The organism is Sulfurimonas sp. (assembly GCF_018698455.1).
Lineage (GTDB): Bacteria > Campylobacterota > Campylobacteria > Campylobacterales > Sulfurimonadaceae > Sulfurimonas.
On sequence record NZ_JABIOQ010000055.1, the window covers coordinates 25,873 to 39,367 of the forward strand.

A 13,495-nucleotide genomic window follows, 5' to 3' on the forward strand; every position below is an offset into this window, starting at 1 on the left:
TTTGATGGAAGATAGTCTAAAAAAAAGATACATTGTAAAATTGCTAGCAAGTTTTATTGCTGGTATTTTTAATATAATTCTTATTGCCATTGTTCCTAAAGCTTTGGGACCTATTGCATTTGGACAGTTTAGCTATTTGCAACAGTCCTTTTCTCAAGTTATTGCATTTTTTGATGCAGGAACTTCCACTGCTTTTTTTACAAAACTATCCGCTAAGCATGAAAGAAAAGAGCTTATCTCATTTTATTTTTTATTTTCGGTTTTGCTTCTTCTTCTATTGTATTCATTTATATATCTAGGTATTTTTTTTGGCTATAGTGACAACTTGCTGCCTAATATACCGATTGATTATATTTATTTTGGACTGTGGTTTGGTTTTCTGACATGGTTAACCCAAATATATGTAAAAATATCGGATGCTTACGCGCTTACTGTTTCAGTTGAAGTTATTAAAATACTGCATAAAGCGTTTAGTTTACTTTTACTGATTTGTTTTATTCATTATCTTACATTTGATTTATCAAGTTATTTTTATTTTCATTATCTCTCGTTAGTCTCTTTTATTTTGATTATCACAGTTTTATTTGTTAAAAAAGAGATCTTCACAAGTAATATGGTGACGTTTAAGTTAGCCTATAAACAATTAACGAGTGAGTTTATTAAATTTTCTTCACCACTACTCGTTTTCAATACCGTTGCCATCCTTATTGCTCTGTTTGATATCTGGTTATTGCAAAAGGTTAGTGGTTCGATGGAAACAGGTTTTTATGGATTGGCTTACTCAATAGCGGCAATGTGCTTTTTGTTTACTGGATCCATGACTCCTTTAATAACGAGAGAATTTTCTAAAGCTTATGAAAAAAAAGAGATAGAAAAGATAAAAAAACTTTTTAAACGCTATGTTCCAATGCTATATGCAATTGCAGCCTACTTTGGAGTTTTTATATCTTTTGAAAGTGAAAATTTAATAGGAATTTTTACAGATGAAAAGTTTCAAGATGCTTATTTCGTTTTAGTCGTGATGGCTTTTTATCCGGTTCATCAAACTTATGGACAACTGAATGGTTCACTTTTTTTTGCTATGGAAAAGACGGCTTTATATAGAAATATAGGATTAATTTCGGCCTTAATAGGCTTAATGTTTACTTTTATTTTTATATATATGATGGAGTTAGGGGCTGTTGGTTTTGCATGGAAAATGGTACTAATTCAAATCATTTCTGTAAATATTCAGCTCTATTTTAATGCTAAATTATTAAATTTAAATATTTTACCCTTTTTAACTCATCAAATACTTTCAGTTATGTTTTTTTGTGCAATGGCCTTTGTGAGTACGCAAATGATTTTTATAGGAGAGAACGGTATTATGATTTTTTTAGCAAAAGGAATCTTCTATACTTTTCTAGTATTAGTTGGTACAATGCTTGTTCCCTATATATTTTCAACGAATAGAGATGAAATTTTTGGTTTACTAAACAATTTAAAGGCGAAAGTAAAATGATTGACGGTTTTGTTGCAGGTTTAGATACAAAGTATAGAAACATATTTATAATTGACTCTATGTCCTATTGGAAAGAAGATAATGATTACAATTCAAAAACTGATCTTGTATTAACATATGACTTAGAGCTTCATAAAGCTATAAGTATTTTAGGTGGAAATGTATTTTATATTGACCACATAGTAGATTCAAATAGAATGCAGAAGAATAATTTTTTAATTTACAAGTTTTTTAAAAATTGGCATTTTGATAGGACAGGCAATGATATTTTTGTTTATAAAGATGTCCCATTTGGACTTGCATTAAGGTTAGAGTATTGGAATGATTTTACGACATACATTAGACTTTATTTATCCCTGTCTTGTTTAAAAAAAATTGAAATGGATAAACTATACCTTTCAACTACCGACAAAGTAATCCTTGAAATACTGAATGGGCTTAAAATTCCTTTTGTAGAACAAATTATTGATGAAAAGAGTAGTATTGGATTTTATTTTCCTATTCAAAAGTGGATGGATGAGAGAATTCGGCCTAGTGGTTTACGAGCATTTTTATATAAAACAAGAGAAATTGTAAGTTATTATTATGGATTAATAAGATCATTTTTAGATAACTTATTTACAAATAACAATATTCAAACGGTTTTTATTCAAGAGTATCATCCAACGAAAAAGATATTAGCACATTTAAGGGAAGATAATAATATAAGAGTATTGTTAACAAATTTTTCAAGAGGTTCTAAACTAAGAGAAAATCTCTCGGAACGACTTGTTCCCATTGGAGGTAGAGTTGAAAAGTATGATAAAGTGGCAGACTCACTGATACACGAAATGAGCCTAAGGAAAAATGAGAAACTTATACTAGATGATGGTAGTGATATTTCAATTCAAATATATAATATTATTGAAAATCGAATCGCTGTCGCATTGCCAAACATATTAAGAACGTTAGATAGTTCTATTTTATATTTTAATAAGAATAAGGTAGATTTGGAAATTTTAATAGCAAATATTGGTCATGCCGCTACTCTATTTGATTGTGTTTGTAAGGTTAGAAATATACCAAGTTATTTAATTATAAATGGATTTTTAGGAAGTTCTTATTCTGATGATAGTAGATATGCCAACTATATAAACAGTTACTCGACAAGCATTAAAGAGAACTATTTTAGAGGTAATAAAAATATTGTTACTCTTGGTGATTCTAGAATGGATGCCTATCGTTCATCAGATAAGCCTTTAGAAGTAAATAGAATAAAACCTACCGTTACAATTGGCGCATCAGGGTTTAACTCTACAAATTTAAGTTCTTACGTAGCGGTAGAGTTTGATTTTATGTATGATATTGTATCTGCTCTAAATAATGTAATCATTCAGGGTACGGAAATAGATATAATTATTAAAGTACGTCCTAATGGTTATAAAAGTCAGTATCAAAAATTTATCAGTAAATACTTTGGTGAGTTAAATATAAAGATTATTGATAATTTACCGATGAGAGATGTACTAGAAAGGACAGATTTTTATATATCTATATATTCTCAAACATTATTTGAGGCATCTTGTTTAGGTATTCCAGTTGTTTATTATAAAAAAGATACTGAAATAATGGATCCTCCTTTTAATAATAATTCGGAATTGGTTACGGCAACAGATAAGGAAGACATGATTCAAGCTTTTTATGATTTTAAAAATAATCATAAAAGGTATGAGCCTTTCTTAAACCGTAAGATTATGGAAAAGTATATTGGGCCACTGGATGGTAAAAATTTAGAAAGAAATCTGAAATTTGTATATGAATTGTTAGATAAACCTAAACAAGAGAAAAATAATGATTAGATGGATGAAAAATAGTATAAAGTTTTTTTTGCAAAAAAGAAAGTTTCCAGATAGTAAGATATATTTCAATGCTTCTGTAGATAATAAAAGCAAACTCGGTAAACATAGCGTTATATTTTCAAATGTAACATTAGTAAACTCCACTATTGATGATTATAGTTATGTGCAAAAAAATACGGAGATAGTAAATGCACAGATAGGAAAGTTTTGCTCAATAGCTAGTAATGTAGCTGTGGGGTTGGCAAATCATCCAATGAATTTGATTAGTACAAGTCCTATTTTTTATGACAACACTCAGCCTTTACCTTTTTTCTTTACAACTATTCCTTACAAAGGTGAGCTGTCCCCTCAAACAACAATCGGTTCTGATGTATGGATTGGACAAGGAGCTATGATAAAAGCTGGTATAACACTTGGTGTTGGCGCTGTGATTGGTGCTGGAGCTGTAGTAACAAAAAATGTTGAACCGTATAGCGTAGTCGCTGGCGTTCCAGCAAGACACATTAAGTATAGATTTGATGAAAAACTGAGAGAATTATTATTAAAATCGAAGTGGTGGGAGCTAGATGAAAAAATTGTAGGATTGTCTTTACTTTTTAATCAAGCTGATGAGTTTTTAGAAAAATTAGGACGGAATGGATGATTAAATTTAGTTCGTATAACAGAATAAAAAGATATATTAAACGCCATGCTTTTGCCTTTTTGTTTGGAAATGGTTTTAAAAAATTTGGTAAAAAAGTCTCAATGATAAATCCTGATATTATTGAAGGAGAGCAGTATATATGTTTATCTGACAATGTTTCTTTTGGTGCACAAGCTTGGTTGTTGGCTTTAAAACAAGATAATCAAGAACCAAAATTAGTAATAGAAGAAGGGGTTACTGTTGGAAGATTTTCGCATATTGTTGCTATCAAAGAGGTTGTGATAGAAAAAAATGTTTTGATAGCAGATAAGGTGTATATTTCTGATAATTTACATTCTTATGAGGATATAAATACTCCAATAATAAATCAAAAAATTCTTTTTAAATCTAATGTCATAATTGGAGAAAATAGCTGGATTGGCGAAAATGTCTCTATCATTGGTGCAAAAATTGGTAAGCACTCCGTAATTGGCTCAAACTCTGTCGTAAATAGCGATATACCTGATTATTCCATCGCAGTTGGATCACCTGCTAGAGTTATTAAGAAGTATGATTTCAAAGATAAAATATGGAAAAAAGTATAATGAATTTAAATAATAAAAAAATACTTTTCATAGCCCCAAAATTTTATTATTACCATAGTGATATTGTGAAGTCTTTAGAGTTTCAAGGTTCTTATGTTACTTTTTATCCAGAAATGATACAGAGCGTTCTTTATAGAATTTCAAACAAGTTTAGCGCAATGTTAGAAAACTATTTGAGAAATAGATATTTAAAATCTATTTTAGACGATACAAAAGAAAATATGTATGAGATAGTTTTTGTCATCCGTGGTGGGTATCTATCTCCTTTATGGCTAGAAGCACTACGTTTGAAGTTGCCAAACGCAGAGTTTGTGATGTACCAGTGGGATTCAACACGACAAAACAACTACTTAGCTCTTATAAAATATTTTGATAGTGTGAAAACCTTTGATATGATAGATGCAAAAAAATATAACCTAGATTATTTACCACTGTTTTATACTCGACAGTATAGAGAACTACAGAAAGAAAAAAAAGTACAGAAATATGACTTAGTTTTTTTTGGAGCATATCATAGTGATAGATTAAAAATCATTAAATACATAGATAAGCTTTTCAAAAAAAATAATTTAGTTTTCAAGTACCATTTATTTGTAACCAGGTTGGCACTGTTCCGACTACTTTTGACAAGAGTTATCTCTCTTAATGATTTACCCTATTTCAAAACCTACTCAGTATCTAGCGATGAGATAATAGAAACATATAAAGAGTCAAGTGCAGTCTTGGATATAGAATTATCTATTCAAAATGGATTAACTATGAGAACTTTTGAAACTCTTGGCGCGCATTTGAAGTTAGTAACGACTAATGAAAATATAACAAAAGAAAGTTTTTACGACCCTAATACAATTATGTATATTGATAGAAATAACATAAATTTAGAGTTAGATTTTTTTAAAAAGACTCGAGATATAGACAATAAATTTGATGAGTTTCATATTGACTCGTGGATTAAAAATATATTAGTGTAACATCAGCTATTTTATTGTAAAATAATATTACTTTAGTGCATTGGAGAGTTGGATGAAAGGTATTATACTAGCAGGTGGAAGTGGAACAAGACTTTACCCTATTACTCAGGGTGTCTCTAAACAACTGATTCCCATCTACGATAAGCCTATGATTTATTATCCACTTTCTGTTTTGATGCTTGCAGGCATTAAAGAAGTTCTTATAATCTCAACTCCTCATGATTTACCGAGATTTGAAGATCTTTTGGGAAGCGGTGAGAAAATTGGAATGAAGTTTTCTTATGTTGCACAAGCATCGCCTGACGGACTAGCTCAAGCTTTTGTCTTAGGAGAAGAGTTTATAGGTGATGACGATGTGTGTCTTGTACTGGGAGACAACATTTTTTATGGACATGGGTTAACCTCTCTTTTATCAAAGTCGGTTCGAAATGTTCAAGATGAAAACAAAGCAACTGTATTTGGTTACTATGTTAAGGATCCCAAGCGCTATGGCGTTGCCGAATTTGATACTGAAGGTAATGTTACAAGCATAGAAGAAAAACCAGAAAATCCTAAATCAAATTATGCTGTTATAGGTCTTTATTTTTATCCAAATGACGTCATACAAAAAGCTAAAAATGTAAAACTTTCTCATCGTGGCGAATATGAGATAACAACTCTAAATCAAGATTACTTACATGAACAAAGATTAAAGGTTGAACTTATGGGACGAGGGTATGCTTGGTTAGATACTGGAACTCATGAGTCTCTCATAGAAGCAAGTCAGTTTATTCAAACCATAGAGAATAGACAAGCTCTCAAAATAGCATGTTTGGAAGAGATAGCATATGAGATGGGTTACATTACGAAAGAGAAACTTATAGAACTAGCTGAACCACTCAAGAAAAATCAATATGGACAGTACTTATTAGATAGAGCAAAACAAGGGAAAATATATGGAATTTATTAGAACGGATATTCCTGATATTATAATCTGTAAACCTACACGACATGGAGATGATAGAGGTTACTTTATAGAGACTTTTAGAGAAGATAAGCTTGAGGATTTTTTAGGATACAAAATAAACTTTACTCAAGATAATGAATCTAAATCTTCTCGTGGTGTTTTAAGGGGTTTGCACTATCAACTCCATCCCTCTGCACAAACCAAATTAGTAAGAGTTATAAAAGGTAGAGTTTTAGACGTAGCGGTAGATATTCGAAAAGACTCACCAACATTTGCTCAGCATGTAGCGGTAGAATTAAATGATGAAAACCAATTTCAACTTTTAGTACCCCGTGGATTTGCTCACGGTTTTGTGGTACTTGAAGATGATACTGTTTTCGCGTATAAGGTTGATAATTATTATTCACCGAAGAATGATAGGGGTATTGCTTTTGATGATGAAAGTTTATCCATAGACTGGACGATACCAGATGGTGAACTTAATCTTTCTGTAAAAGATAGAGCACAACCTACTTTAAATGAAGCTATTGATATTTTTGAGTACGGAGTGAATTATTATGCTTAATGTTTTAGTAACTGGTGCAGGTGGTTTTATAGGTAAGAATTTCATTAGTAAGCTTCAGTTAAACCCACAAATTAATATTTTAGAGTATAAACGCAGTAATGATAAAACAGATTTAAAAGGGTTAGTTTTAAAAAGTGATTTTATATATCACCTAGCTGGAGAAGTCAGACCAACAAGTAGCGATACAGAGTTTAAAAGTTCAAATGTCACACTAACTAAAGAAATTCTTGAAATACTTAAGAAGGGTAATAAAAAAACTGTCATTCTATATGTTTCAAGTATTCATGCCAAATTACTTAAAAATGAGTATGGAAGAACAAAAAGAGAATCGGAAATATTGATTGAAGAATATTCGAGAGAGAATGACATAAATTGTTTTATATATAGACTTCCCCATGTTTTTGGTGAAGAGTGCAAAGCAAATTACAACTCGGTTGTATCAACATGGATTTACAATAGTATAAAAGGTTTAGATATAAATGTTTTTGATCGAGGCATTGAGATGCACTATGTGTATGTTCAAGATATTGTGAATGAATTTATAGAAAAATTAAGTAGTAAAAATAATTGTGAATTATATATCGAGCCCGATAATATATATGAAACAACTTTAGGCGATGTTGTAGACTATATTAAAGAGTTTAAAGAAAATATAAATAATACAAAATATTTAGTGAAAAAGAATATATTTAAAGAAAAATTATTTATCACATATAAAGATTACTGGAGAAAATTAAAACAGATATGAAGAACATACTACTAACAGGAACTGCAGGCTTCATAGGTTCAAATTTTGCACCATACTTCTTAGAAAAGTATCCAGAGTACAATCTTATTAATCTAGACCTATTAACATATGCAGGAAACTTAGAAAACATAAAAGAGTGTGAATCCAATCCAAGATACAAATTCATAAAAGGTGACATTTGTAACCGTGAACTCGTAGAGTTTATATTTAACGAGTACGACATTCAAGGTGTGATTCACTTTGCAGCAGAGTCTCATGTAGATAACTCTATTAAGAATCCTAGTGTATTTATTGAAACAAACATAAATGGTACTTTTACTCTTTTAGATGTTGCTCAGAAGTACTGGATGGATAAGCCATTTACTTATAAAGAGAACTATATCGGTTGTAGATTTCATCATATCTCAACAGATGAAGTATACGGAACTCTTAATGAGACTGATCTCTTCACAGAAGAAACACCATACACTCCAAACTCTCCATACTCAGCATCTAAAGCAAGTAGCGATATGATAGTTAGAAGTTACCAAGAGACTTATGGAATGAACACAGTCATAACAAACTGTTCAAACAACTATGGCCCTAAACAACATGATGAGAAACTTATCCCTACTATCATAAGAAAAGCATTAGCAGGAGAATCTATTCCTATCTATGGAGATGGTAAGAACATTAGAGATTGGTTATATGTACTTGATCACTGTAAAGGTATAGACTTAGTTTACCATACAGGTAAAGAGGCTAACGTATATAACATCGGTGGAAGAAACGAAAGAACAAATCTTCAAATAGTAGATGCTATATGTACCATACTTGATGAAAAAGTTCCAAAAGAAACTTCATACAAAGACCTTATAACTTTCGTAGAAGATAGAGCAGGGCATGATAGACGTTATGCAATAGATGCTACAAAGTTAGAAACAGAACTTGGCTGGAAAGCGAAGGAGAACTTTGACTCTGGGATTATTAAGACTATTGAATGGTACTTAGAAAAAAATGAGATTAAAATCAACAAGAAAGGTAGGCTGTAAATATGAAGGTATTATTACTAGCAGGCGGATTTGGAACAAGACTTAGTGAAGAGACAGATATACGACCTAAGCCAATGGTTGAGATAGGTGGCAAACCAATTTTATGGCATATCATGAAAACATATTCACAATATGGATTCAATGATTTTGTTGTGTTACTTGGCTACAAGGGTTACTACATCAAAGAGTTCTTTGCTAACTATTTTTTACATCAAAGTGATGTGACTATTGACATGTCAAATGGTAAGATGGAAATTCTGAACAATTCTAGTGAACCATGGAAAGTTACACTTTTGGATACCGGATTAAATACTATGACGGGTGGAAGAATTAAAAAAGCTCAAAAGTTTATTGGTGACGAGCCTTTTATGTTGACTTACGGGGATGGTGTTTCAGACATTAACATAGAAGAATTAGTTAGGTTTCATAAATCTCATGGAAAAGCCATGACTATGACATCTGCTCAACCAGATGGTAGATTTGGCGCCTTAAATATTGAGGCCAATAATCAAGTGACGCATTTTTTAGAAAAACCAAAAGGTGATGGCGGCTGGATAAATGCAGGCTTTTTTGTTTGCGAGCCTAAAGTGTTTGATTATATTTCTGATGATGATTGCATAGTATTCGAGCAGAGCCCTTTGCAAAAATTAGCTACAGATGGAGAAATATTTACATTTAAACATGAGGGATTTTGGAAGCCAATGGATAGCTTAAAAGATAAAAATGATTTAAATGAACTTTGGAATAAAAACAAAGCTCCATGGAAGGTTTGGAATCAATAATGTTTAATAATATTTATAGAGACAAAAAAGTTTTAGTTACAGGGCATACAGGTTTCAAAGGAACATGGCTTACTACATGGTTGTTAAAGTTGGGAGCAGAAGTGGTGGGAATTTCTAAGGATATCCCTACCAATCCATCTATGTTTGAAGAGTTGATGTTAGAAAATAAAATTAAACACTATCAAGAAGACATACGAGATTTATCTAAAATGATTGAAATTATTTCAAGTGAAGAACCTGAATTTTTATTTCATTTAGCAGCACAGCCAATAGTGTCGACTTCATATAACGATCCTATTGAAACTATATCTTCTAATGTAATGGGAACTGCAAATATACTCGAGGCTCTTAAGACGTCAAATCATAAATGTAGTGCGATAATTATTACAAGTGATAAAGCTTATGACAATGTTGAGCAGGTTTGGGGTTACAAAGAAGATGACAAGATGGGTGGAAAAGATATTTATAGTGGTTCAAAGGGTGCGGCTGAACTAATAATAAAATCTTACTATCATTCATTTTTAAAAAATAAAGATTCAAATATTAAATTAGCCATAGGGCGTGCTGGTAATGTTATTGGTGGTGGTGATTGGGCTCAAGATAGAATTGTTGTTGATTGTATGGAAGCTTGGAGTGAAAAGAAGAGTGTAGAGATAAGAAGTCCAGATGCTACAAGACCTTGGCAACATGTGCTTGAGCCATTAAGCGGTTATTTGAATTTAGGACAAGAGTTGTATGTGAAAGATAGTTTGCATGGGGAAGCTTTCAATTTTGGTCCTCGTGCGGAACAAAATCATACAGTAAAACAACTGCTTGAAGATTTAAGTGCTTATTGGCACTTTACAAATGTTAACGAGGCCTTTAGCATAACGGATAACATACCATTTCATGAAGCGGGATTGTTAAAACTAAACTGTGACAAAGCTCTGTTTTTTATGAAATGGCAGGCAAATTTAGAATATAAAGACACTATTAGGTTTACTAGTGAGTGGTATTATGATTTTTACAACTCTGATAAAAATATTTTCGATAAAACATTAGAGCAAATTAGTGAATATGAAAATATGGCTAAATCTAAAGAGTTGGTATGGACGGAGTAACTTTAACCCCTCTTAAGCAGATCTACAATCCAAAGGGTGATATATTTCATGCAATGAAAAAGAGTGATGATGGCTTTGATGGATTTGGAGAAGCTTATTTTTCAACAATACATAAAAATGATATTAAGGGTTGGAAGCAACATACTCGGATGACATTAAACTTGGTTATTCCAGTGGGTGAAATAGAATTTGTAGTGTATGATGATAAAGTACAAGAGTTCTTTAGTGTAAAAATATCCCAAAATAATTATCAAAGACTTACTGTAAAAGCAGGTTTATGGGTTGCGTTTAGAGGAGTGAATGAAAATAGTATATTATTAAATTTAGCCTCTATCGAGCATGACCCAAGTGAGGCTATAAGTTTAGATATTGGCGAGATTAAATATGAGTGGTAAAAAGCTTCTCATAACGGGTGGAACTGGATATGTTGGTTCTGCTTTAGTAAATAAACTGATTACACAAGAAAATATTGAAATAGCATTAGTGGTAAGAGATGTACATAAGGCGAAAGAGCTGTTTAAAGACTTGGTTACATATATACTCTATGATGATTTAGTGGAGTTTAAATCTAATATTGAAGAATTCTCACCAGAAATCGTCGTTCATTTAGCGGCATACTCGACTAGTTCCGATGAACCAAAAGACGTGACAAAATTAATAGAATCAAATATAATATTTACATCTAATTTACTTATCGCATTAGAAAATTGCAAAGTGAAATTATTTGTTAATACGGGTTCGTTTTCCGAGCACCATCACATTAATAATGAATTTAGTCCAACTTATTTTTACTCCGCAACAAAAACTTCGGCAAGATATATGATTGAGTATTATTCAAAAAAAAATGCTTTCAAATTTGTTAATGCTATTTTATTTACAGTATATGGCAAGAAAAATGGTTCTAAAAAAATTATTGATTACGCAATGGACTCTTTGGGTTCAGTTACTCCTATTTGTATGAGTGATGGGAAACAGATATTAGATTTTATTCATATAGACGACATTGTAGAATTTTGCCGTAACCTTATAGAGAATTTTGAAAATTTAACAATTTCTAAAATTGATTATGATGTTGGAACTGGAGATTGTATTTCCATAAGAGAACTAGTCAAATATATAGAAAATATTACAAACAAAAAAGCGAATATATCCTGGGGTGTAAATCAAAGTAGAAAAGTCGATACTATAAAAGCTTGTGCAGATGTATCTAGTTCTCAAGAAGAGTTGAAATACTCTGCAAAAGTCTCAATAGTTGATGGTTTGGTAAGATATATAGAAGAGAGAGATTAGTATGCAAGAACCATTAATTAGCATAATAATCCCAATATATAATGCCGAACTCTATTTGGAGGAGACAATTGACTCTGTTTTAAATCAGACCTATCAAATTTTTGAACTCTTACTAATAAATCACAACTCTACGGACAACTCTTCTTCAATTATAAATAATTTTGTAAAAAAAGACAAAAGAGTAAAGGCTGTTCATTTAGATATCAATATGGGTGGTCCAGCTCATCCTAGAAATGTAGGTTTAGATATTTCTCAAGGTGAATATGTAGCTTTTTTAGACTCCGATGACGTTTGGTTAGAAAAAAAACTGGAAAAGCAGTTAGAGGTTTTTCGAAACAGTGATTGTGATATTGTTCATACACTAGCAAATATCATAGACAAAAATTCTGATATTACAGGTAAGTTCCAAAATCAAAGAGTTTTTAATAAGCTTAAATACTTGCTAAGCAATAAGAGTGTTATTTACTACACAAATAATATAAATATTAACTCGGTTCTTATGAAAACTGACAAACAAATTAGATTTAATGAAGATAAAAATTTAGTGGCGATGGAAGATTGGAAGCTATGGATGGAGTCTATATATAATGGTAAAAAAGTGATTTTATTAGAAGAAATATTACTAAACTATAGGGTTCACACTGCTTCGATATCAAATAGAAATAGTGATATAGGGTACAGAAAGACTCTTTATCTGTTGTCTTTACTACTTTTACAAAGAGAGATACCTTTGCGACACTATTTTTTTAGCACATTATTTAATCTAATTAAAATTATAATTAAAAACTTGAAGAGAGCTTAGCATATGATTACAACGCTTATTATTGGGAAAGAGAGTAATTTATCGAAACAATTAGACTCTAAAATAACTAAGACCATTCTGATATCTGCAAGAGCTATACAAGAAGATTGTGAGCTGTTGTCAAAATACAAAAATCAAAAGATAAATATAATATTTAACAACTTTCAATCTTCAACGCAGCTGAATAACTTAAATAATAGTAGTGAGTACATTTCAAATGCTATTGTAACTACCTCATTAGTGCTAGATTACTTTAAAGAGAGTGATATTAATAAAATTATCTACACAAGTAGTAGCTCAGTATATGGGAACAATATACTCTGCAGTGAAGAGGATGAAGTGAAACCTCTCAACTTACATTCATCTCTCAAAGCAGCAAATGAAAAACTTATAGAAAAGTTTTGTACACAAAAAGAGATTGATTTTACGATAACAAGAATTTTCAACATGTATGGTGCTGATGACAAGTTTTCAGTAATAAGTAAAATTTTAAGTGCTGTTAAAAATAGTGAAGAGATTACAATTGTTAACGGTGGAAATGCAATTAGAGATTTTATTCATATTGATGATGTTGTAGAGATATACACTCAGCTTTTAGATAGAAAAGTAAAAGTGCTAAATGTTGGAACGGGTAATGGCGTTTCCATCAAATCTCTTTTAGACTTTTTGTACTATAGAGGGGTAGATTTAAAAG

The 13,495-nt window shown here is 31.1% G+C and carries 15 protein-coding genes; all 15 read left to right on the top strand.

Annotation, left to right across the window (positions count from 1 at the left end; all coding sequences use genetic code 11):
* Positions 1-4: 4 nt before the first annotated feature.
* Positions 5-1,501, top strand: coding sequence for an oligosaccharide flippase family protein (locus HOG88_RS07460; protein WP_295004779.1), 1,497 nt, complete (start codon positions 5-7; stop codon positions 1,499-1,501).
* Positions 1,498-3,339, top strand: a complete 1,842-nt coding sequence (locus HOG88_RS07465; RefSeq protein WP_295004781.1) for a hypothetical protein — start codon at positions 1,498-1,500, stop codon at positions 3,337-3,339. Before HOG88_RS07460 ends, HOG88_RS07465 begins: the two co-directional genes overlap by 4 nt.
* Positions 3,332-3,982 carry a CatB-related O-acetyltransferase gene (locus tag HOG88_RS07470; protein WP_295004782.1) on the top strand — a complete coding sequence of 217 codons (651 nt, stop codon included), beginning with the start codon at positions 3,332-3,334 and terminating at the stop codon, positions 3,980-3,982. Before HOG88_RS07465 ends, HOG88_RS07470 begins: the two co-directional genes overlap by 8 nt.
* Positions 3,979-4,566 (top strand): acyltransferase, encoded by a 588-nt coding sequence (locus tag HOG88_RS07475; protein ID WP_295004784.1) that lies wholly within the window; start codon positions 3,979-3,981, stop codon positions 4,564-4,566. Before HOG88_RS07470 ends, HOG88_RS07475 begins: the two co-directional genes overlap by 4 nt.
* On the top strand, positions 4,551-5,537 hold the full coding sequence (locus tag HOG88_RS07480; protein ID WP_295004786.1) for a hypothetical protein: 987 nt from the start codon (positions 4,551-4,553) through the stop codon (positions 5,535-5,537). Before HOG88_RS07475 ends, HOG88_RS07480 begins: the two co-directional genes overlap by 16 nt.
* Positions 5,538-5,589: 52 nt before the next feature.
* Positions 5,590-6,486, top strand: coding sequence for a glucose-1-phosphate thymidylyltransferase RfbA (gene rfbA, locus HOG88_RS07485; RefSeq protein WP_295004788.1), 897 nt, complete (start codon positions 5,590-5,592; stop codon positions 6,484-6,486).
* Complete coding sequence (rfbC, locus tag HOG88_RS07490; RefSeq protein WP_295004790.1) at positions 6,473-7,048, top strand: dTDP-4-dehydrorhamnose 3,5-epimerase; 576 nt, start codon at positions 6,473-6,475, stop codon at positions 7,046-7,048. The genes rfbA and rfbC overlap by 14 nt, the downstream gene beginning before the upstream one ends.
* Entirely contained in the window at positions 7,041-7,796 is a 756-nt protein-coding gene (locus HOG88_RS07495) for an NAD-dependent epimerase/dehydratase family protein (RefSeq protein WP_295004792.1), read from the top strand. Before rfbC ends, HOG88_RS07495 begins: the two co-directional genes overlap by 8 nt.
* Complete coding sequence (rfbB, locus tag HOG88_RS07500; protein WP_295004794.1) at positions 7,793-8,827, top strand: dTDP-glucose 4,6-dehydratase; 1,035 nt, start codon at positions 7,793-7,795, stop codon at positions 8,825-8,827. The genes HOG88_RS07495 and rfbB overlap by 4 nt, the downstream gene beginning before the upstream one ends.
* A 2-nt stretch (positions 8,828-8,829) precedes the next feature.
* The gene (gene rfbF, locus HOG88_RS07505; RefSeq protein WP_295004796.1) at positions 8,830-9,609 is read left to right on the top strand and encodes a glucose-1-phosphate cytidylyltransferase; all 780 of its coding nucleotides are present in this window, start codon (positions 8,830-8,832) and stop codon (positions 9,607-9,609) included.
* Positions 9,609-10,709 (top strand): CDP-glucose 4,6-dehydratase, encoded by a 1,101-nt coding sequence (rfbG, locus tag HOG88_RS07510; protein WP_295004798.1) that lies wholly within the window; start codon positions 9,609-9,611, stop codon positions 10,707-10,709. The genes rfbF and rfbG overlap by 1 nt, the downstream gene beginning before the upstream one ends.
* Positions 10,697-11,104: a WxcM-like domain-containing protein gene (locus HOG88_RS07515; RefSeq protein WP_295004800.1), complete on the top strand. Its 408-nt coding sequence runs from the start codon at positions 10,697-10,699 to the stop codon at positions 11,102-11,104. Before rfbG ends, HOG88_RS07515 begins: the two co-directional genes overlap by 13 nt.
* The gene (locus HOG88_RS07520) at positions 11,094-11,999 is read left to right on the top strand and encodes an NAD(P)-dependent oxidoreductase (protein WP_295004802.1); all 906 of its coding nucleotides are present in this window, start codon (positions 11,094-11,096) and stop codon (positions 11,997-11,999) included. Before HOG88_RS07515 ends, HOG88_RS07520 begins: the two co-directional genes overlap by 11 nt.
* Position 12,000: 1 nt before the next feature.
* Positions 12,001-12,801: a glycosyltransferase family 2 protein gene (locus HOG88_RS07525; RefSeq protein WP_295004804.1), complete on the top strand. Its 801-nt coding sequence runs from the start codon at positions 12,001-12,003 to the stop codon at positions 12,799-12,801.
* Between the two features lie 3 nt (positions 12,802-12,804).
* On the top strand, positions 12,805-13,495 hold a 691-nt coding region (locus HOG88_RS07530; RefSeq protein ID WP_295004806.1), incomplete at its 3' end, for an NAD(P)-dependent oxidoreductase.

Excerpts from the sequence above, each read along its gene's own strand:
- HOG88_RS07460 (WP_295004779.1), top strand. The coding sequence starts at position 5 with ATGGAAGATAGTCTAAAAAAAAGATACATTGTAAAATTGCTAGCAAGT.
- HOG88_RS07465 (WP_295004781.1), top strand. The coding sequence starts at position 1,498 with ATGATTGACGGTTTTGTTGCAGGTTTAGATACAAAGTATAGAAACATA.
- HOG88_RS07470 (WP_295004782.1), top strand. The coding sequence starts at position 3,332 with ATGATTAGATGGATGAAAAATAGTATAAAGTTTTTTTTGCAAAAAAGA.
- HOG88_RS07475 (WP_295004784.1), top strand. The coding sequence starts at position 3,979 with ATGATTAAATTTAGTTCGTATAACAGAATAAAAAGATATATTAAACGC.
- HOG88_RS07480 (WP_295004786.1), top strand. The coding sequence starts at position 4,551 with ATGGAAAAAAGTATAATGAATTTAAATAATAAAAAAATACTTTTCATA.
- rfbA (WP_295004788.1), top strand. The coding sequence starts at position 5,590 with ATGAAAGGTATTATACTAGCAGGTGGAAGTGGAACAAGACTTTACCCT.
- rfbC (WP_295004790.1), top strand. The coding sequence starts at position 6,473 with ATGGAATTTATTAGAACGGATATTCCTGATATTATAATCTGTAAACCT.
- HOG88_RS07495 (WP_295004792.1), top strand. The coding sequence starts at position 7,041 with ATGCTTAATGTTTTAGTAACTGGTGCAGGTGGTTTTATAGGTAAGAAT.
- rfbB (WP_295004794.1), top strand. The coding sequence starts at position 7,793 with ATGAAGAACATACTACTAACAGGAACTGCAGGCTTCATAGGTTCAAAT.
- rfbF (WP_295004796.1), top strand. The coding sequence starts at position 8,830 with ATGAAGGTATTATTACTAGCAGGCGGATTTGGAACAAGACTTAGTGAA.
- rfbG (WP_295004798.1), top strand. The coding sequence starts at position 9,609 with ATGTTTAATAATATTTATAGAGACAAAAAAGTTTTAGTTACAGGGCAT.
- HOG88_RS07515 (WP_295004800.1), top strand. The coding sequence starts at position 10,697 with ATGGACGGAGTAACTTTAACCCCTCTTAAGCAGATCTACAATCCAAAG.
- HOG88_RS07520 (WP_295004802.1), top strand. The coding sequence starts at position 11,094 with ATGAGTGGTAAAAAGCTTCTCATAACGGGTGGAACTGGATATGTTGGT.
- HOG88_RS07525 (WP_295004804.1), top strand. The coding sequence starts at position 12,001 with ATGCAAGAACCATTAATTAGCATAATAATCCCAATATATAATGCCGAA.